19 protein-coding genes are annotated in these 18,100 nt (G+C 68.4%); 17 read left to right on the forward strand and 2 right to left on the reverse strand.

Features of this window, described 5'->3' with window-relative positions; all coding sequences use genetic code 11:
* The 7 genes from K32_RS05485 (at window position 1) to K32_RS05515 (ending at window position 4,586) form a co-directional block, all read left to right on the forward strand.
* Entirely contained in the window at window positions 1–642 is a 642-nt protein-coding gene (locus K32_RS05485; protein ID WP_201403060.1) for a lysophospholipid acyltransferase family protein, read from the forward strand.
* A gap of 213 nt (window positions 643–855) precedes the next feature.
* Window positions 856–1,161, forward strand: coding sequence for a co-chaperone GroES (groES, locus tag K32_RS05490; protein WP_029075812.1), 306 nt, complete (start codon window positions 856–858; stop codon window positions 1,159–1,161).
* 65 nt (window positions 1,162–1,226) lie between these two features.
* Entirely contained in the window at window positions 1,227–2,867 is a 1,641-nt protein-coding gene (gene groL, locus K32_RS05495; RefSeq protein WP_201403061.1) for a chaperonin GroEL, read from the forward strand.
* Between the two features lie 125 nt (window positions 2,868–2,992).
* Complete coding sequence (locus K32_RS05500) at window positions 2,993–3,295, forward strand: BrnT family toxin (protein WP_201403062.1); 303 nt, start codon at window positions 2,993–2,995, stop codon at window positions 3,293–3,295.
* On the forward strand, window positions 3,279–3,539 hold the full coding sequence (locus tag K32_RS05505; protein WP_201403063.1) for a BrnA antitoxin family protein: 261 nt from the start codon (window positions 3,279–3,281) through the stop codon (window positions 3,537–3,539). Before K32_RS05500 ends, K32_RS05505 begins: the two co-directional genes overlap by 17 nt.
* Before the next feature lie 125 nt (window positions 3,540–3,664).
* The gene (locus tag K32_RS05510) at window positions 3,665–4,246 is read left to right on the forward strand and encodes a DJ-1/PfpI family protein (RefSeq protein WP_201403064.1); all 582 of its coding nucleotides are present in this window, start codon (window positions 3,665–3,667) and stop codon (window positions 4,244–4,246) included.
* Between the two features lie 37 nt (window positions 4,247–4,283).
* Complete coding sequence (locus K32_RS05515; protein ID WP_201403065.1) at window positions 4,284–4,586, forward strand: ribbon-helix-helix domain-containing protein; 303 nt, start codon at window positions 4,284–4,286, stop codon at window positions 4,584–4,586.
* A gap of 20 nt (window positions 4,587–4,606) precedes the next feature.
* Here the strand turns inward: K32_RS05515 and K32_RS05520 are convergent, their stop codons facing one another.
* Window positions 4,607–5,035 carry a nucleoside deaminase gene (locus tag K32_RS05520; RefSeq protein ID WP_201403066.1) on the reverse strand — a complete coding sequence of 143 codons (429 nt, stop codon included), beginning with the start codon at window positions 5,033–5,035 and terminating at the stop codon, window positions 4,607–4,609.
* Between the two features lie 141 nt (window positions 5,036–5,176).
* On the opposite strand from K32_RS05520, the gene K32_RS05525 reads away from it, so the two are divergent.
* The 4 genes from K32_RS05525 to K32_RS05540 all read left to right on the forward strand — a co-directional run bounded on the left by K32_RS05525 (window position 5,177) and on the right by K32_RS05540 (window position 10,078).
* Window positions 5,177–6,703 (forward strand): pseudouridine synthase, encoded by a 1,527-nt coding sequence (locus tag K32_RS05525; RefSeq protein WP_244669860.1) that lies wholly within the window; start codon window positions 5,177–5,179, stop codon window positions 6,701–6,703.
* Window positions 6,684–7,241 carry a 16S rRNA (guanine(966)-N(2))-methyltransferase RsmD gene (gene rsmD, locus K32_RS05530; RefSeq protein ID WP_201403068.1) on the forward strand — a complete coding sequence of 186 codons (558 nt, stop codon included), beginning with the start codon at window positions 6,684–6,686 and terminating at the stop codon, window positions 7,239–7,241. The genes K32_RS05525 and rsmD overlap by 20 nt, the downstream gene beginning before the upstream one ends.
* A gap of 161 nt (window positions 7,242–7,402) precedes the next feature.
* A complete protein-coding gene (locus K32_RS05535; protein WP_244669861.1) occupies window positions 7,403–8,755 on the forward strand; it encodes a pitrilysin family protein in 1,353 nt (450 codons plus the stop codon).
* A gap of 15 nt (window positions 8,756–8,770) precedes the next feature.
* Window positions 8,771–10,078, forward strand: coding sequence for a M16 family metallopeptidase (locus K32_RS05540; RefSeq protein ID WP_371812967.1), 1,308 nt, complete (start codon window positions 8,771–8,773; stop codon window positions 10,076–10,078).
* A gap of 320 nt (window positions 10,079–10,398) precedes the next feature.
* On the opposite strand, the gene K32_RS05545 is transcribed toward K32_RS05540, so the two are convergent.
* Window positions 10,399–12,219: a monovalent cation:proton antiporter-2 (CPA2) family protein gene (locus tag K32_RS05545; RefSeq protein ID WP_201403070.1), complete on the reverse strand. Its 1,821-nt coding sequence runs from the start codon at window positions 12,217–12,219 to the stop codon at window positions 10,399–10,401.
* A gap of 158 nt (window positions 12,220–12,377) precedes the next feature.
* On the opposite strand from K32_RS05545, the gene K32_RS05550 reads away from it, so the two are divergent.
* The 6 genes from K32_RS05550 (at window position 12,378) to lpxK (ending at window position 17,984) form a co-directional block, all read left to right on the forward strand.
* Window positions 12,378–13,721, forward strand: a complete 1,344-nt coding sequence (locus tag K32_RS05550; RefSeq protein ID WP_201403071.1) for a TldD/PmbA family protein — start codon at window positions 12,378–12,380, stop codon at window positions 13,719–13,721.
* A 4-nt stretch (window positions 13,722–13,725) separates the two neighbouring features.
* Window positions 13,726–14,541, forward strand: coding sequence for a 3'(2'),5'-bisphosphate nucleotidase CysQ (locus tag K32_RS05555; RefSeq protein WP_201403072.1), 816 nt, complete (start codon window positions 13,726–13,728; stop codon window positions 14,539–14,541).
* 39 nt (window positions 14,542–14,580) lie between these two features.
* Window positions 14,581–14,817, forward strand: coding sequence for a DUF4170 domain-containing protein (locus tag K32_RS05560; protein WP_201403073.1), 237 nt, complete (start codon window positions 14,581–14,583; stop codon window positions 14,815–14,817).
* Between the two features lie 155 nt (window positions 14,818–14,972).
* Window positions 14,973–15,641 (forward strand): lysophospholipid acyltransferase family protein, encoded by a 669-nt coding sequence (locus K32_RS05565; RefSeq protein WP_244669862.1) that lies wholly within the window; start codon window positions 14,973–14,975, stop codon window positions 15,639–15,641.
* Window positions 15,634–16,971 carry a 3-deoxy-D-manno-octulosonic acid transferase gene (locus tag K32_RS05570; protein ID WP_201403075.1) on the forward strand — a complete coding sequence of 446 codons (1,338 nt, stop codon included), beginning with the start codon at window positions 15,634–15,636 and terminating at the stop codon, window positions 16,969–16,971. The genes K32_RS05565 and K32_RS05570 overlap by 8 nt, the downstream gene beginning before the upstream one ends.
* Window positions 16,968–17,984 carry a tetraacyldisaccharide 4'-kinase gene (gene lpxK / locus K32_RS05575; RefSeq protein ID WP_201403076.1) on the forward strand — a complete coding sequence of 339 codons (1,017 nt, stop codon included), beginning with the start codon at window positions 16,968–16,970 and terminating at the stop codon, window positions 17,982–17,984. The genes K32_RS05570 and lpxK overlap by 4 nt, the downstream gene beginning before the upstream one ends.
* Window positions 17,985–18,100: the final 116 nt, after the last annotated feature.

The raw sequence follows: 18,100 nt of genomic DNA on the forward strand, positions 1-18,100 counted from the left end.
ATGACCCCTCGCGATTTCCTGCGTCTTGCCTTCTTCGCGCTCCTCGTGCGGCCGTTCCTCCTGGTCGCGATCGGGCTCTCCGTCCGGCATCGCGAGCGGCTGCCGAAGGATGGCCCGGTGATCATCGCCGCCAACCACAACAGCCATCTCGACACGCTGGCGCTGATGTCGCTGTTTCCGCTCGCCAAGCTCAGGAAGGTGCGCGCCGTCGCCGCCGCCGATTATTTCCTGCAGAACCGCTGGCTGAAATGGCTCGCCGTCGACCTGATCGGCATCCTGCCGATCGAGCGCGGCTCGGGCAGGGGCGGCGTCGATCCGCTGGCGCAGGCGCTCGCCGCCCTCGATGCCGGCGACATCCTGATCATCTTCCCCGAGGGCTCGCGCGGCGAGCCGGAGATGCGCCAGGCGTTCAAGCGCGGCGTCGGCCACATCGCCCGGCGCCGGCCGGACATTCCCGTCCTGCCGGTCTTCCTGCGCGGCTTCGGCAAGGTGTTGCCGAAGGGCGACCATCTTCCCGTCCCATTCTTCTGCGACGTCGTGGTCGGCGAGGCGATGACCGGCGCGGGCGAGGGCTTCATGCAGCGCCTCGAACTGGCGGTCGACGCGCTCGGCCGCGAGACGCCCAGCCCGGAATGGGTGTGAGGCGGCTTAGGAAAACGGCCGAGGCGGGGGCGTCAGCCGCCTCCGGAGGATGGAAAAATCCTCCCGTCGCGCTCTTGCGGTCTCCTTGACAATGCGGACCCCGGCTCCTAGATCGGGCTGGCCTGCTAGCACTCACCCCCGGTGAGTGCTAATGCACCCCACATTGGCGGGCGGTCCGCACCGGATCGCCCTGCACGCGAGGAGAGATCAAACATGGCATTCCGTCCTCTGCACGACCGCGTCGTCGTCCGTCGCGTTGCGTCGGAAGAGAAGACCGCCGGCGGCATCATCATCCCGGACACCGCCAAGGAAAAGCCGCAGGAAGGCGAAGTCGTCGCCGTCGGCACCGGTACGCGTGACGACGCTGGCAAGCTCGTCGCTCTCGACGTCAAGGCCGGCGACCGTATCCTGTTCGGCAAGTGGTCGGGCACGGAAGTCAAGATCGACGGTGAAGAGCTCCTGATCATGAAGGAGTCGGACATCCTCGGCATCATCGAAGGCAAGGGCAAGGGCAAGTAAGTCGCGCAGGGTTTCCCTGAACGCGATTTATTCCTGTCCGGCACAACCTCTAAGGAGCTCATTCCATGGCTGCTAAAGACGTAAAGTTCTCCGCTGACGCGCGCGAAAAGCTGCTGCGCGGCGTCGACATCCTTGCCAACGCCGTCAAGGTGACGCTCGGCCCGAAGGGCCGCAACGTCGTCATTGAGAAGTCGTTCGGCGCGCCCCGCATCACCAAGGACGGCGTCTCCGTCGCCAAGGAGATCGAGCTCGAGGACAAGTTCGAGAACCTCGGCGCCCAGCTGGTTCGCGAAGTCGCTTCCAAGACCAACGACAAGGCTGGTGACGGCACCACCACCGCGACGGTTCTCGCTCAGGCGATCGTCAAGGAAGGCGCCAAGTTCGTCGCCGCCGGCATGAACCCGATGGACCTGAAGCGCGGTATCGATCTCGCCGTCGCCGAGGCCGTCAAGGATCTCGTGCAGCGTTCGAAGAAGATCAAGACCTCCGAGGAAGTCGCTCAGGTCGGCACCATCTCCGCCAATGGCGAGAAGGAAATCGGCCAGATGATCGCTTCGGCGATGCAGAAGGTCGGCAACGAGGGTGTCATCACCGTCGAGGAAGCCAAGACCGCCGAGACCGAGCTCGAAGTCGTCGAAGGCATGCAGTTCGACCGCGGCTACCTGTCGCCGTACTTCGTGACCAACGCCGAGAAGATGGTCACCGAGCTGGACGACCCCTACATCCTCCTGCACGAGAAGAAGCTCGGCAACCTGCAGGCGATCCTTCCGGTCCTGGAAGCCGTCGTCCAGTCGGGCAAGCCGCTGCTGATCATCTCGGAAGACGTCGAAGGCGAGGCCCTGGCCACGCTCGTCGTCAACAAGCTCCGTGGCGGCCTGAAGGTCGCAGCCGTCAAGGCTCCGGGCTTCGGTGATCGTCGCAAGGCCATGCTCGAGGACATCGCTGTCCTGACGGCCGGCCAGGTCATCTCGGAAGATCTCGGCATCAAGCTCGAGAACGTCACGCTCGCCCAGCTCGGCCGCGCCAAGAAGGTCACGATCTCCAAGGAGAACACGACCATCGTTGACGGCAACGGCAAGAAGAAAGAGATCGAAGCCCGCGTCAACCAGATCAAGGCTCAGATCGAAGAGACGACGTCGGACTACGACAAGGAGAAGCTCCAGGAGCGTCTCGCCAAGCTCGCAGGCGGCGTCGCGGTCATCCGCGTCGGCGGCGCGACGGAAGTCGAAGTCAAGGAGCGCAAGGACCGCGTCGACGACGCGCTGAACGCAACCCGCGCCGCTGTCGAAGAAGGCATCGTCCCGGGCGGCGGCACGGCTCTGCTGCGCGCCAAGAAGGCCGTCGAGAAGCTGAAGAGCGACAACGCCGACATCAATGCCGGCATCAAGATCGTTCTCCGCGCTCTCGAGGCTCCGATCCGTCAGATCGCCGAGAATTCCGGCGTCGAGGGTTCGATCGTCGTCTCGAAGGTTCTCGAAGGCAAGGGTGACACCTTCGGCTTCGACGCCCAGACGGAGACCTTCGTCGACCTCGTCGCGGCCGGCATCATCGACCCGACCAAGGTCGTCCGCACGGCTCTGCAGGACGCGGCTTCCGTGTCCTCGCTGATCGTCACGACCGAGGCGCTCATCGCCGACAAGCCGAAGAAGGACGGCGGCATGCCCGCTATGCCTCCGGGCGGCGGCATGGGCGGCATGGACTTCTAAGAAGTCCTGTCCTCAAGTCTACGAAGGGCGCGGCGCAAGCCGCGCCCTTTTCTTTTGCGCATGGCCCAGGCTGGGGACGATTCGTGGAGGATGCCAGTCTCCGTATATGATGGTAATATACGCGGATGATCGAATTCACTCGCATCGTCGGCTTCGACTGGGATCAGGGAAATCTGACGAAGAACGCCGACAAGCACGGCGTGTCGGTGGCGGAGTCGGAAGAGGTGTTCTTCAATCAGCCGCTTCTGGTCGTGGACGATGCGGCCCATAGCCACCTGGAGATCAGGCTCCACGCCTTGGGCGTTACCAATGCCGGCCGGCGACTGCATGTGAGTTTCACCTTGCGCGCCGATGACACGTCGATCCGCATTATTTCTGCCCGCGACATGAGCGAGCGGGAAAGGAGGCGCTATGAGCAAGAAGCTTGAACCCATTCCTTCCTTCAAGGACGAGGCGGAGGAGCGCGCCTTCTGGGAAAGCCACGACTCGACTGATTATGTCGACTGGGGCAAGGCCGAACGGGTGGTGCTGCCCAACCTGAAGCCAAGCACGACCTCGATCTCGCTGCGCCTGCCGGTGAGCCTGCTAGACCGGATCAAGGTGGAGGCCAACAAGCGCGACGTGCCGTATCAGTCGCTGATCAAGACGTGGCTGGCGGAAAAGGTCGGTTGATCGCCATCCGACACTCTGGCTGATCCGCGAGGCTCGCCTCCGGCGCAGTAGTATGGGGGTGTTACCTCTCCGGCGTTCCGGCTCGCTACGGTCTCGGCGCTGAGGTTCGTGTGGAGGAGACCGCCATGGCCAAGAAGATCCTGTTTCTCGTCGGCGACTATGTCGAGGACTATGAAGTGATGGTGCCGTTCCAGCTTCTGGCCGCCGTCGGCCACGAGGTGTCGGCCGCCGCCCCCAACAAGCCGGCCGACGGCAAGGTCGCGACCGCGATCCATGATTTCGAGGGCGACCATACCTATTCCGAGAAGCGCGGCCACAATTTCGCGCTGACCACCGACTTCGCCACCGTCAAGGCGAGCGACTATGACGCGCTCGTCATCCCGGGCGGCCGGGCGCCGGAATATCTGCGCCTCGACGACCGCGTCATCGCGCTGGTCAAGGACTTCGTCGCCGCGCGCAAGCCGATCGCCGCAGTCTGCCATGGCGCCCAGGTGCTCGCCGCCGCCGACGTTATCCGCGACAAGACGATCTCGGCCTATCCGGCCTGCGCGCCGGAAGTGCGGCTCGCCGGCGGCAAGTATGCCGATATTGCCATCAGCGGCGCGATCACCGACGATATCTTCGTCACTGCGCCGGCCTGGCCCGCTCATCCGGCCTGGATGGGGCAGTTCCTGGCGCTGCTCGGCACCAAGATCAGCCACGCCTGATCGGCCCGGGCGCGCAATCCAAGGGGGAGGTGCGCCTGTGTGTCAGATCTTCGCGTCGACGGATCCCGAGCTGTTCGCGCCGGTGACGCGGTCCGTCCGCATCGCCGGCGTCGTCACCAGCGTCCGGCTCGAAGCCATGTTCTGGTCGCGGCTCGACGAGATCGCGGCCAGCCAACAGATGCCGACGGGGCGCTTCCTGTCGGTGCTCTATGACGAGGTCGTGGAACTCCGCGGCGAGATCGGCAATTTCGCCTCGCTGCTGCGGGTGATCTGCTGCCGCCACGCCGAGACGAGCGCCGCGGCGGCCGGAAGGCGGATGCTGGACAGCTCCGCCGCCTGAGCGGTTTCCTTGAGGGGCGTCTATCGCCGTTCCCGAAAGAACGTCCGCAGCATCTCGGCCGCGTGGCTTTCGGCAATGCCTTCATAGACTTCCGGGGCGTGGTGGCAGGTCGGCTGGCTGTAGAGGCGGACACCGCTCTCGACTGCGCCGCCCTTCGGATCGGCGGCGCCGTAATAGAGCCGGCGGATGCGGGCGAACGAGATCGCCGCCGCGCACATCGGGCAGGGCTCCAGCGTCACATAGAGATCGCAGTCCGGCAGGCGCTGCGAGCCGAGCTCGGCGCAGGCGGCGCGGATCACCAGCGTCTCGGCATGCGCGGTCGGATCGTTCAGTTCGAGCGTGCGGTTGCCGTCGGCGGCGAGGACGACGCCGTCGCGGACGATGACGGCGCCGATCGGCACCTCGCCACGGGCAGCGGCCTTCCGCGCCTCCTCCAGAGCGACGCTCATGAAGGAGTTCGTCGCGCCGTTCAGTTCCCCTCGCATCGCCCTGTTCGTCCTGCCAATTTCGACTTGTCGCATTTAGTTTGCATCTAGCGGTATCCACCCGGCTGCAAAATGATCTAAGGATCCGTTTCAAGGATGGATCGAATGAAGCCGCCGCAGAAACGCACGAAGGACAGCGCCGCGCAAGACGACGCACAGGACGCCCGCATCGCCAAGGTTTTGGCGCGGGCCGGCCTCTGCTCGCGTCGGGATGCTGAACGATTGATCGAAGAGGGACGCGTCGCCATCAATGGCCGCGTCCTGACCAGCCCGGCCGTGAATGTCGGCCCGAACGACCGCGTGACGGTCGATGACGAGCCGCTGCCGACCAAGGAGCGGACGCGGCTGTGGCTCTACCACAAGCCGAAGGGCCTGGTGACCACCGCGCACGACCCCGAGGGTCGCCCGACCGTGTTCGAATCGCTGCCGGAACACCTGCCGCGCGTGATCGCCGTCGGCCGCCTCGACATCAACACCGAGGGCCTGCTGCTGCTCACCAATGATGGCGGGCTCGCGCGTGTCCTCGAACTGCCGTCGACCGGCTGGATGCGGCGCTACCGCGTCCGCGCCTGGGGCGACATCCTGCAGCCCGACCTCGACAAGCTGAAGGACGGCGTGGCGATCGACGGCGTCATGTATGGCGCCATCGAGGGAACGCTCGACCGCGTCCAGGGCTCGAACATCTGGGCGACGATCGGCCTGCGCGAGGGCAAGAACCGAGAGGTGAAGAAGGTGCTCGCGAGCATCGGCCTCGACGTCAACCGCCTGATCCGCGTTTCCTATGGCCCGTTCCAGCTCGGCGATCTCGCCGAGGGCGAGGCCGTCGAGATCAAGGGCCGCGTGCTGCGCGACCAGCTCGGCGAGAAGCTCGCCCGTGAAAGTGGCGCCGATTTCGACGCGCCGCTGCGCGAGGAAGAGGAAGCCGCCCGCCGCAGCAATCGCAAGGCCGGCGGCCGGACCATCCGCCGGGGGCCGATCAAGCCGCTGGCGCAGGTGAAGCCGATGGGCGAGCGTCCGTCGCGGATCGTCACCGAGCGCGTCGACGAGGCGGAATCAGGCGGTCGCCGTGGCGGCCGTCCGGGCGCCGCGCCGAAGGGCGAGGGACGGGGCCGTTCGGGCGCCGAGCCGCGAGGGGACAGGCGTTCCCGCGACGAGCGTCCGGCCGAGGGGCGGGCGCCTCGGGGCGAGGGCCGTCACGGCCGTGGCGAGCGTGCCGCCGAGGCGGAGGCGCCGTCGAGATCCTCGCATCGCGGCGCTTCGCGGGGCAGGGGCCGGAACGAAGGCGGCGAGGGCGATCGTCGCGAGTTCCAGGATGGCCGTCGCTTCGAGGGCAGCCTGCGCAATGCGCGTCCGGTCACAGGCCGCAATCGCGACGACGACAAGCCGGCGCGCGGTCCGCGTGGCGGGCTGGTCAAGAGCGGTGGCGGTAAAGGTGGGCCGAAGCTCGGCCGCTCCTTCGACAAGCGCCCGGTGACGGGCCGCAACCCGGACGGCGACAAGCCGCGCGGCGGCGGCAGGTCGGGTGGTCGCCCCGGCGGATCCGGCGGCGGCAAGCCGTCCGGTCCGGGCAGGGGACCGGGTGGATCGGGCAACAGGACGGGTGGATCGGGTCGTGCGGATCGTCGCCGGTGAGTTTCGTGGCCGCGCGCTCGCGGCACCGCGCACGCAGACGATCCGGCCGACCGCCGACCGGCTGCGTGAAAGCCTCTTCAACGTGCTGGCGCATGCCTATGACGACATCGTCGTCGATGCGCGCGTGCTCGATCTCTTCGCCGGCACCGGCGCGCTCGGCCTCGAGGCGGTGTCGCGCGGCGCGCGCTACGCGATCTTCGTTGAAGAGGGCGTCGAGGCGCGCGGCCTGATCCGCGACAATATCGAGGCGTTCGGGCTGACGGGGCGGACGAAGCTGCTGCGTCGCGACGCCACCAAGCTCGGCCCGGCCGGCACCGTCGAGCCGTTCCAGCTCGTCTTCGCCGACCCGCCCTATGGGCGCGGCCTCGGCGAGCTGGCGCTGCGGTCGGCGGTCGAGGGCAACTGGCTCGCGCCCGGCGCGCTCGTCGTGCTGGAGGAAGAGGCGAAGGCCGAAATCGGCGAGATTCCGCGCCTCGAGCGGCTGGAGACGCGGCAGGCCGGCGACAGTCAGCTGGTCTTTCTAAAATTTAATGTTTGATTGCGACAATATTGTCGCAATCTGGCCGCAAGTGCTGCATACCGTCGCCCTCGAGACTGGCACGCCGACCAAATCGAGGGTGAATGGCCTCTATCTTCCAGAAGACTCTGGCTGCGCGAAAGTGCGGACCAGCCGCCCTGTTCATCGCCGTTACCATCGGCATGGCAGCTCCTTCCTTCGCCGAGAGCAAGGCGCCCGTTCCGGCGCAGACCGAAGCCGGCAAATTGCCGCGCATCGCGCCTGACGCCAGCACGTTCCGGCTCGCCAACGGGCTCGACGTCGTGGTGATCCCCGATCATCGCGCCCCGATCGTCACCCACATGATGTGGTACAAGATCGGCGCCGCCGACGACCCGCACGGCAAGTCCGGCATCGCGCATTTTCTTGAGCATCTGATGTTCAAGGGCACGAAGGCGCATCCGGCCGGCGAGTTCTCGGCCAAGGTGTCGGAAGTCGGCGGCGTCGAGAACGCCTTCACCACCGCCGACGCGACCTCCTATTACCAGACCGTCGCCAAGGATCAGCTCGGCATGGTGATGGGCTTCGAGGCCGATCGCATGCAGGGCCTGCAGCTGACCGATCCGGTCGTGCTGCCGGAGCGCGACGTCATCCTCGAGGAGCGGCGGATGCGCACGGACAACAATCCGGGCGCGCAGCTCTCCGAGGCGATGGACGCGGCGCTGTTCCAGAATCACCCCTACGGCATTCCGATCATCGGCTGGGCGCATGAGATGGCCGGGCTGACGCGCGAGGACGCCGTCGGCCAGTACGAGCGCTACTACACGCCGAACAACGCCATCCTCGTCGTTGCGGGCGACGTCACGGCGGACGAGGTGAAGAAGCTCGCCGAGGAGACCTATGGCAAGCTGCCGCGCCGGGCCGAGCCCGCGCCGCGCAACCGGCCGAAGGAGCCCGAGCCGCTGACCGAGCGCAACGTCGTGCTGCGGGACCAGCGGGTCAGCCAGCCGTCCTGGACCCAGGTCTATCTGGCGCCGTCTTACACATCGGGCCAGCGCGGCGAAGCCGAGGCGCTCGACATCCTCGCCGACGTCATCGGCAGTGGCGCCACGAGCCGCCTCTATCGCAGCCTCGTCGTGGAGCAGGGCCTGGCGAGCAGCGCCGGCGCCTATTTCTCCGGCGACGGCCTCGACTACGGCAAGCTCGGCTTCTACGCGACGCCGCGCGGCGATGTCTCGCTCGACAAGGTGAGCGCGGCTGTCGACGCCGTCCTCGCCGAGGTCCGCGCACACGGCATCACGGCGGAAGAGCTGGCTCTGGCCAAGAAGCGGACCCGCGCCGCGACAATCTACAGCCAGGACAACCAGGCGATGCTTGCCCGCATCTTCGGCTCGGCCATGATCAACGGCCAGTCGCTGGAGGACGTGCAGGACTGGACCCGCCGGGTCGACGCCGTCACGCTCGCCGACGTCGCCAAGGTGGCGGAGAAGTATCTCGACAAGCGCCGCTCGGTCGCGGGGTCCCTTTTGCCTGCGCCGGCCGATGGCCGCAGCTAATGACGGGGGAATGACATGATGGCCAATCTGTTTTCGCGAGCGAGCCTCGCGTTCGTCGGTCTCGTCCTGCTCGCCCCGGTGAGCCAGGCGATGGAGATCCAGCGCGTCGTCAGTCCCGGCGGCGTCGAGGCGTGGCTGGTCGAGGACTATGCCGTTCCGATCATCGCCGTGAACTTCGCCTTCTCGGGCGGCACGGCCCAGGATCCGGCGGCGAAGCCCGGCGTCGCCAACATGCTCTCCGGCCTTCTCGACGAGGGCGCCGGCGACATCGACAGCAAGGCCTTCCAGGCCAAGCTCGACGATCTCTCGATCAGCCTGTCCTTCGACGCGGGCCGCGACGAGTTCTTCGGCACGCTGAAGACGCTGGAGGAGAACAAGGCCGCGGCGTTCGACCTGCTGGCGCTCGCCGTGCAGAAACCGCGCTTCGACGCCGAACCGGTGGAGCGCATCCGCTCGCAGATCACCATCGGCATCAACGAGGCCAAGAAGCAGCCCGAATCGGTTGCCGGCGACGCCATGCGTGCGGCCGCCTATCCGGGTCATCCCTATGGCCAGCCGGGCGACGGCACGATCGAAAGCGTCACGGCGATCACCGCCGCCGACCTCCGCGCCTATCACGACAAGACCTTCGCCCGCGACAATCTGAAGGTCGTCGTCGTCGGCGCCATCGACGCCAAGGGTGTCTCGACGATGCTCGACGAGGTGTTCGGCCCGCTGCCGGCCAAGGCCGACCTCGCCAAGATCGCCGACGTCGAGCCGAAGGGCGGCAATATCGACATCGACATGCCGAACCCGCAGACCGTGATCCGCTTCGGCGGTCCCGGACCGGCGCGCTCCGCCCCCGACTTCATGGCGTCGTTCGTCGCCAACCACATTCTCGGCGGCGGCACCTTCTCGTCCCGTCTGTACGAGGAAGTGCGCGAGCGCCGGGGCCTCGCCTATTCGGTCGGCACCATGCTGATGCCGTCGCGCCATTCGGCCGTCATCGTCGGCAGCACGGCGACGCGCGCCGACCGCGCCGGCGAGACCGTCGACCTGATCAAGAGCGAGATGGCCCGCCTCGCCAAGGACGGCCCGACGGAAGACGAACTCGCCAAGGCGAAGAGCTTCCTGACCGGCTCCTATGCGCTGCGCTTCGATTCCTCCTCCAAGATCGCCCGGCAGCTGCTCGGCATCGCGCTGGAGGATCTCGGCATCGACTATGTCGAGAAGCGCAACGCGCTGGTCGAGGCGGTGACGCTCGAGGACGTGAAGCAGGCGTCGCAGAAGATGTTCTCGACCGGCACCAACCTCGTCGTCCGCGTCGGCCCGCACGAGAGCTGATCCGGCAGACATCCGTCACGATTTCGAGGCGCGACCGCAAGGCCGCGCCTCGTTTCGTTTGGGGGGATGGGCTAGGCCGAGCCGGCCGGCCGCTCCCCCCGCTCGCCGTCATCCCGGGCTTGACCCGGGATCCATCCCTCAGCGGCCTCGCTGCCGCGATTTGTGCGCCAATTCCCCATTTCTCGGCTGCATGGATCCCTGCTTTCGCAGGGATGACGGCGAGCGTGGGACGGCGGTTTAGGGAATGCGGAACCGCCTTTGGACAACGGGCGCCGGCCCGAACCCTCCCCTCAGGGGGGGAGGTTCAAGAAAGGAGCCCCTCAGTCCTCCGAATCCGACGTCGCCGGCGCGGTCTGCTTGTTGAGCGACTTTGCCTCGCGGCGCGGGACCGTCAGCGGTTCCGGCTGCACGGTCTGGGCGCGGATGTCGCGGCCGGCCGTCATCAGGCCGCCGAGCTGCTGGTTGGCGAGCCGGTCGGCGTCGCGGGCGCGCAGATTGTCCTCGATCTCGGCAATGCGCTCGTCCTCGATGCCGAGGCCGGCCAGCGTCGCGCCGCCGAAGCTGAAGGCGGATTCCAGCGTCTCGCGGATCTGGTAGTTCACGCCCTTGTTGAGCAGCCGCAGCGTATGGCGGCGGTCGTAGGAGCGGACATAGAGCTGCACGAAGGGGAATTCCGACTGGATCAGCTCGACGATGCGGTCGGTCACTTCGGGCCCGTTGGTGCAGATGGCGACGATCTGCGAGCGCTCGATGCCGGCGGCGCGCAGCACGTCGAGCCGGGTTCCGTCGCCGAAATAGACCTTGAAGCCGAAGCGCGAGGCGGCCCGGATCATCTCGGCGTCGGAATCGATCGCCGTCACGTCGACGCCCTCGGCGAGCAGGAACTGCGCCGAGATCTGGCCGAAGCGGCCGAAGCCGATCATCAGGACGCGGCCGCCGGCGCCGTCAAAATCCTCCTCCAGCTCTTCCGGCTTCGGCGGCGGCAGGATCCATTTCAGCGCCAGCACGCCGAGCGGCGTCAGCGCCATGGAGATGATGACCGTCGCCGTGAGCATGGCATTGACGTCGCGGCTGAAGATGCCGGCATTGGTGGCGGCGGCATAGAGCACGAAGGCGAACTCGCCGCCTTGCGCGAGCAGCGCCGCCCGCGTCAGCGCCTCGGCGTGATCGGCCTTGAGCAGGCGGGCGACGACATAGATGCCGAGCCCCTTCAGGAGCATGTAGGCGACGACGCCGAAGGCGATCAGCCGCCAGTCGCGCGCGATCACGCCGAGATCGAGCGACATGCCGACGCTCAGGAAGAACAGGCCGAGCAGGATGCCGCGGAACGGCTCGATATCGGCCTCGAGCTGGTGGCGGAAGCTCGATTCCGACAGGAGCACGCCGGCGAGGAAGGCGCCCATCGCCATCGACAGGCCGCCGATCTGCATGGCGAGCGCCGCGCCGAGCACGACGAGCAGCGCCGCCGCCGTCATCACCTCGCGCGCCTGCACATTGGCGAGGATGCGGAACATGGGGTTGAGCAGCCAGCGCCCGGCGGCGATCAGGGCCGCGAGCGAGCCGATGGCGATGGCGATCGACAGCCAGCGCGACTGGTCCGGCTCGACGGCGCCATGCGCGCCGAGGAGGGCGACGATCGCCAGTAGTGGCACGATGGCGAGGTCTTCGAGCAGCAGGATCGAGATCACCCGCTGGCCGGCCGGGGTCGCCGTATCGCCGCGCTCTTCGAGGATCTGCATGACGATGGCGGTGGAGGAGAGCACGAAGCCCATGCCGGCGATGAAGGCGACCGCCGGATCGAAGCCGGCGACGACGCCGAGCCCGGTCAGGAGCGCGCCGCAGGCGGCGACCTGCGCCACGCCGAGGCCGAAGATCTCGCCGCGCAGGCTCCAGAGCCGCGACGGGCGCATCTCCAGTCCGATGATGAACAGGAAAAGCACCACGCCCAGTTCCGCGACATGCAGGATCGCCTGCGGGTCGGTGAACAGGCGGAGCCCGTAGGGGCCGATGACCAGGCCGGCGGCGAGATAGCCGAGCACGGTGCCGAGCCCCAGCCGCTTGGAGATCGGCACGGCAATGACGGCGGCGCCCAGGAGCGCCACCAGCTGGACGAGATCGGTTCCCTGGGTATCGACCGCCATGCGGCCTCGCTATGTGGAGGAATGGGTGGCGCCACGATGGGGCCAAGTCCGCCGGTTAGCAAGCGGCGCATCGGCGGCTGTGGCAGCCGCGCCGGATTGTCGCCGGGGTTGTCGCTCGCGCTCGCGATCCCTACACAAGGGGTAACGGAGACGTACCCATGACCGCCCTGCCTGACCAGACCCGCCTCGTCGAAACCGCCGCCCAGCTTGTCGAAGCCGCGAAGCGGGCCGGCGCCGACGCCGCCGATGCCGTCGCCTTCCGCCGGATCGGCCTTTCCGTCGATATCCGCAACGGCGCGGTCGAGGAAACCGGGCGTTCGGAGGGCGATGAACTGGCGCTGCGCGTCTTCATCGGCAGCCGCCACGCCAGCGTCTCGACCAACGGCCTGTCGCCGGCGGCCGAGCTTGCCGAGCGGGCCGTCGCCATGGCGAAGGTCGCGCCGGAGGATCGCTTCGCCGGCCTCGCGCCGTCCGATCGGCTCGCCCGCTCCTTTCCCGAGCTCGACCTGCTCGATCCGGCCGTTCCCTCCGTCGAGGCGCTGATCGAGCGCGCGACGCGGGCCGAAGGCGCGGTGCTCGCCGTGCCCGGCGTCTCGAAGTCGGGCGGCACCTCGGCCGGCTGGTCGCTCTCCGGCGCCGTGCTGGTGACGTCGCACGGCTTCACCGGCTCCTATCTCGGCTCGCGCCACAGCGTCTCGGCCACGGCGATCGCCGGCGAGGGCACGGGCATGGAGCGCGACTATGACAGCGTCGGCAAGATCCATGCGGGCGACCTGCCGGATCCGGCCGAGATCGGCCGCAGTGCCGCCGAGCGCGCCGTCCGCCGTCTGAACCCGACCCAGATGCCGACCGGCCAGGCTACCGTCGTCTACGATCCGCGCGTCGCCGTCAGCCTGCTCGGCCATCTCGCCGGCGCGGTCAATGGCGGCGCCATCGCCCGCAAGTCGAGCTTCCTGCAGAAGGCGCTCGGCGAGGCTATCTTCGCGCCGGGCATCCGCATCACCGACGATCCGCACCGCATCCGCGGCCTCGCCTCGCGCCCGTTCGACGGCGAGGGCGTGGCGTCGGAGCCGTTCGACCTGATCGCCGACGGCGTGCTGCAGCGCTGGTTCCTCGACAGCGCCACGGCGCGCGAGCTGGGGCTGGAGACCAACGGCCGCGCGGTTGGCGGCGGCAGCAACCCGCATCCGAGCGCCACCAATTTGACGCTGCTGCCGGGCGACAAGACGCCGGAGGCGCTGATCGCCGAGATCGGCGAGGGCCTCTACGTCACCGAGCTGATCGGCCACGGCGCCAATGGCGTGACGGGCGACTACAGCCGCGGCGCCAGCGGCTATCGCATTCGTGGCGGCAAGCTCGCCGAGGCGGTGAGCGAGATCACCATCGCCGGCAATATGCGCGACATGTTCCGCCGCCTGATCCCCGCCAGCGACCTCGACTATCGCTACGCCTTCAACGCGCCGACCGTGGCGATCGAGGGCATGATGATTGCCGGACGTTGAGCGGGTGTCGGACAGGGATGCGGATCTCGCGCTGATCGTCGCGGCGGCGCGCGAGGCCGGGCGCATCGCGCTCGGCTATTTCAAGCGCGATCCGAAGGTGTGGATCAAGGGCGCCAGCTCGCCGGTGAGCGAGGCCGATCTCGCCGCCGACCATTATCTGCGCACGACGCTGACGGCGGCGCGGCCGGATTATGGCTGGCTCTCCGAGGAAAGCGTCGACACGCCGGACCGGCTGTCGCGACACCGCGTCTTCGTCGTCGATCCGATCGACGGCACGCGCGGCTTCATCGACGGTCATCCCGACTGGTGCGTCTCGGTCGCGGTGGTGGAAGCGGATGCGCCGGTCGCGGCCGCCCTCTATGCGCCGGTGCGCGACGAGCTGTTCGAGGGCGTCGCGGGGCAGGGGGCGCGGCTGAACGGCGAGCGGCTTTCCGTCAGCGGCCGCGCGACGCTCGAAGGCGCCCGCATCGCCGGGCCGGCGCGGCATCTGCGGGCGATGGCGGCGCATGGCATGGACGCCAACGAGCGCCGCTTCACCCCGTCGCTCGCCTATCGTTTCGCGCTGGTCGCGGCCGGCCGTGTGGATGTCGCGACGGCACGTCCCGGCGCCTATGATTGGGACCTTGCGGCAGTGGACCTTTTGGTGCACGAAGCTGGCGGAACGCTGCGCGACCTCGAAGGCGCGCGGCTCCGTTTCAATGGCGCGGAGCCGCGCCATCCGGCCCTGATTGCCTCGACGCCTGCGCTCGCCGCGGCGACGGAGACCATCATCGCGGAGGCCGAGGCCGATCATCCGGCCTCGGGGCCCGCCGCGCGCTAGATACGTGCGACACCGGTTTTGACAAGGAGACGTCGACTTATGCCCGGTACGGACAAGCAGCTGCTGCATCTGGTCTTTGGCGGTGAATTGAGCTCGGTCGGAGCGATGGAATTCGCCGATCTGTCGAAGCTCGACATCGTCGGCATCTATCCGAACTACAAGACCGCCTATGACGCCTGGAAGCAGGCGGCGCAGGGCTCGGTCGACAGCGCCCAGACGCGCTATTTCATCGTGCATCTGCACAGGCTGCTCGAGCCCGACGCAACAGCGGGCTGAGCCACTCCGCCTTCGCGCCGCGGCGCTCGTGGCGGACATCATAACCGCCGCGAGGTCGCGGCGCCGGAAGGGACAGATCGGATTTGGCGGACGCACAGGCAAAGAGGCACAACAAGCGCCCAAGCCTCTTGAAGAGGATTGCGACTTCGGACGCGGTGACCCGGCTCGCCGGCCGCTCGGCGGCGGCGTATCTGCGTTTCGTGCGCCGCACCAGCACGCTCGAATTCGAGCCGAGCGAACCCTACGAATATTTCGGCCACCTGCTGCCGGGCATCGTCGCCATGTGGCACGGCCAGCACCTGATGGTGCCGTTCATCCGCCGCGAGGGCCATGATGTCCGCGTCATGATCTCGCGCCATCGCGACGGCGAGATCAACGCGATCGCCGCCGAGAGCCTCGGCCTCGGCACGGTGCGCGCCTCCGCCGCGCGCTCGGCCTCGCGCGTCATCGAGAAGGGCGGCCTGCGCGGCTTCCTCGAGATGAAGGCGGCGCTGGCGCAGGGCGCCACCGTCGCGATGACGGCCGATCTCTCCAACCAGCGATCGCGCCGCGCCGGCCCCGGCATCGTCATGCTGGCGCGCGCTTCCGGCCGGCCGATCGTGCCGGTCGCCGTCGCCACCAGCCGGCATTTCGTCATCCGCAACTGGGACCGCACGACGGTGAACCTGCCCTTCAGCAAGGGCATCTGCGTGTTCGGCTCGCCGATCTACGTGCCGGACGACGCCGACGACGAGCTGGTGGAGCAGAAGCGGCAGGAGCTCGAGAGCGAGCTCAACCGCGTGACCGAACGGGCCTATCAGCGCGTCGGCAAACCGAATGTCTGAGCGCCCGGGGCCGGCCCTGACCGCCTATCGTCTTGCCGGCCACCTGGCGCGCCCTCTGGTGCCGCTGCTGCTTGCCTACCGGACGCGCCGGGGCAAGGAAGACCGCGCCCGGCGCGGCGAACGCTATGGCCGGGCCGGCGTCGCCCGACCGGCCGGGCCGCTGGTCTGGATCCATGCGGCGAGCGTCGGCGAGACCAACGCCGTGCTGCCGCTCGTCCGCCGCATCGTCGAGGAGGGGGTCAACGTCCTCTTCACCACCATCACGGTGACGAGTGCCGCCGAGGCGGCGCGGCGACTGCCCAAGGGCGCGCTGCACCAGTATGCGCCGCTCGACATCGCCCCCTTCATCGACCGCTTCCTCGACCACTGGAAGCCGGACCTCGCGCTCTCGGTCGAATCGGAGATCTGGCCAGCCACCATGGGCCGGCTGGTGAAGCGCGGCATCCCGCATGTCTTCGTCAATGCGCGCATGTCGGAGCGCTCCTTCGCGCGCTGGCAGAAGCTCGCCAATGGTCGCGACAATCTGTTCGGCAGCGTGACGATGTCGCTGGCGCAGAGCGAGGGCGACGGCAAGCGCCTGGCCGCGCTCGGCATCCGCGATGTCCGCGTCACCGGCAATCTGAAATTCGACGTGCCGCCGCCGCATGCGGCGCCCGACATGGTCGAGCGCTTCCAGCGCCAGGTCGACGGCCGCTCGGTGTTCGTCGCCGCTTCGACGCATGAGGGGGAGGAAGAAGTGATCGCCGCGGCGCACAAGGTGCTGCGCCATCGCCGGCCGGATCTCCTCACCATTATCGTGCCGCGCCATCCCGTGCGCGGCGCCGCGATCCGCGAGCAGCTCGCGGCCCGGGGCCTCGTCGTGGCGCAGCGCAGCCTCGACGAGCCGATCACGGCCGAGACCGACATCTACTTGGCCGACACGCTCGGCGAACTCGGCATCTTCTACCGGGTTGCGCCGATCGCCTTCATCGGCGGCACGCTGGTGCCGGTCGGCGGCCACAATCCGATCGAGGCGGTACAGCTCGACGTCGCCATCCTGCATGGCCCGCATGTGCACAACGCCGCCGAGATCTACGCCGCCCTCGACCGCAGCGGCCGCGCCGAGGTGATCCGCAGCTCGGAGCAGCTCGCCAAGGTGCTCGACGATCTCTTCGCCGATCCGACCGCGATGCGCCGCCGCGCCACCAAGGCGGCCGAGGCGCTGACGCCCTTCACCGGCGCCCTCGACGCGACGATGCGGGCGCTGGTGCCACATCTGGAGCCGCTGGCGATCTCAGCGCGGCTGCAGGACCGGGGCCACGCCCCCGGCGACGGAGGGACGCCCCGGTGATCTCGGCGCCGCGCTTCTGGTCGCTTCAGCGCCTTTCGGTTCCGTCGCTGCTGCTGGCGCCGGTCGCGGCGCTCTACGGCCATGTCGCCGGCCGTCGAATGCGCCGCGCGCCGAAGTCGACCGCCCCGGTGCCGGTGATCTGCGTCGGCAATTACGTCGTCGGCGGCGCCGGCAAGACGCCGACGGCGCTGACGCTGGCGCGGATCGCCAGGGCGCAGGGGCTGAAGCCCGGTTTCCTGACGCGCGGCTATGGCGGCCGGGCGCGAACGCCACTTCTCGTCGATCTGGCGATGCATGGCGCGGCCGAGGTCGGCGACGAAGCGCTGCTGCTCGCCGTCGCCGGCCCGGTCGTGGTTTCGCCCGACCGTCCGGCCGGCCTGCCGCTGCTTGCCGATGCCGGCGTCGACCTCATCATCATGGATGACGGCTTCCAGAACCCGTCGCTGCGCAAGGACCTTTCGCTGATCGTCGTCGACGGGACGGCGGGCATCGGCAATGGCCGGGTGTTTCCGGCGGGACCGCTGCGGGCGCCGCTCCGCGCCCAGATCGTCCGCACCGACGCGATGATCGTGGTCGGCGAGGGCAAGCCCGGCGACAGGATGGTGCGCCGGGTCTCGCGCGCCGGCCGCGCGGTGCTGCGGGCGAAGCTGGAGCCGGCGGCGCTGCGCGTCTGGGGGCCGCGTCCCTATCTCGCCTTCGCCGGCATCGGCCGGCCGGAGAAATTCTTCAACACGCTCGACCGCGCCGGCGTGCCGCTCAGCGACGTCAAGGGTTTCCCCGATCACCACGTCTACACGGCCGAGGACGCCCGCAAGCTTCTCGCCCGCGCCGACGCGGAGGGCCTCGATCTCGTCACCACGAGCAAGGACCATGCGCGCCTCGCCCGGGCGACCGGCGACCTCGCAAGGCTGCGCGAGCGCACCCGGGTGTTCGACGTCGAGATGAAGTTCGAGAACGAGGCGCAGGTCGCCGGCCTGATCGCCGACATCGTCCGCCGGGCGCCGACACGGTAGGGGCGCGCCTCTCCGTCATCCCTGCGAAAGCAGGGATCCATGCGGGGCAAAGGGCTCGGCGCGGCAGGTAACCCGGCTGAATGGATCCCGGGTCAAGCCCGGGATGACGATCGAGG

Source organism: Kaistia sp. 32K, from assembly GCF_016629525.1.
Taxonomy (GTDB): Bacteria; Pseudomonadota; Alphaproteobacteria; order Rhizobiales; family Kaistiaceae; genus Kaistia.

Bases quoted from the DNA above. Each gene is read 5' to 3' on its own strand.
- K32_RS05485 (WP_201403060.1), top strand. From the start codon at position 1: ATGACCCCTCGCGATTTCCTGCGTCTTGCCTTCTTCGCGCTCCTCGTG.
- groES (WP_029075812.1), top strand. From the start codon at position 856: ATGGCATTCCGTCCTCTGCACGACCGCGTCGTCGTCCGTCGCGTTGCG.
- groL (WP_201403061.1), top strand. From the start codon at position 1,227: ATGGCTGCTAAAGACGTAAAGTTCTCCGCTGACGCGCGCGAAAAGCTG.
- K32_RS05500 (WP_201403062.1), top strand. From the start codon at position 2,993: ATGATCGAATTCACTCGCATCGTCGGCTTCGACTGGGATCAGGGAAAT.
- K32_RS05505 (WP_201403063.1), top strand. From the start codon at position 3,279: ATGAGCAAGAAGCTTGAACCCATTCCTTCCTTCAAGGACGAGGCGGAG.
- K32_RS05510 (WP_201403064.1), top strand. From the start codon at position 3,665: ATGGCCAAGAAGATCCTGTTTCTCGTCGGCGACTATGTCGAGGACTAT.
- K32_RS05520 (WP_201403066.1), bottom strand. From the start codon at position 5,035: ATGAGCGTCGCTCTGGAGGAGGCGCGGAAGGCCGCTGCCCGTGGCGAG.
- K32_RS05525 (WP_244669860.1), top strand. From the start codon at position 5,177: ATGAAGCCGCCGCAGAAACGCACGAAGGACAGCGCCGCGCAAGACGAC.
- K32_RS05535 (WP_244669861.1), top strand. From the start codon at position 7,403: ATGGCAGCTCCTTCCTTCGCCGAGAGCAAGGCGCCCGTTCCGGCGCAG.
- K32_RS05540 (WP_371812967.1), top strand. From the start codon at position 8,771: ATGATGGCCAATCTGTTTTCGCGAGCGAGCCTCGCGTTCGTCGGTCTC.
- K32_RS05545 (WP_201403070.1), bottom strand. From the start codon at position 12,219: ATGGCGGTCGATACCCAGGGAACCGATCTCGTCCAGCTGGTGGCGCTC.
- K32_RS05550 (WP_201403071.1), top strand. From the start codon at position 12,378: ATGACCGCCCTGCCTGACCAGACCCGCCTCGTCGAAACCGCCGCCCAG.
- K32_RS05560 (WP_201403073.1), top strand. From the start codon at position 14,581: ATGCCCGGTACGGACAAGCAGCTGCTGCATCTGGTCTTTGGCGGTGAA.
- K32_RS05570 (WP_201403075.1), top strand. From the start codon at position 15,634: ATGTCTGAGCGCCCGGGGCCGGCCCTGACCGCCTATCGTCTTGCCGGC.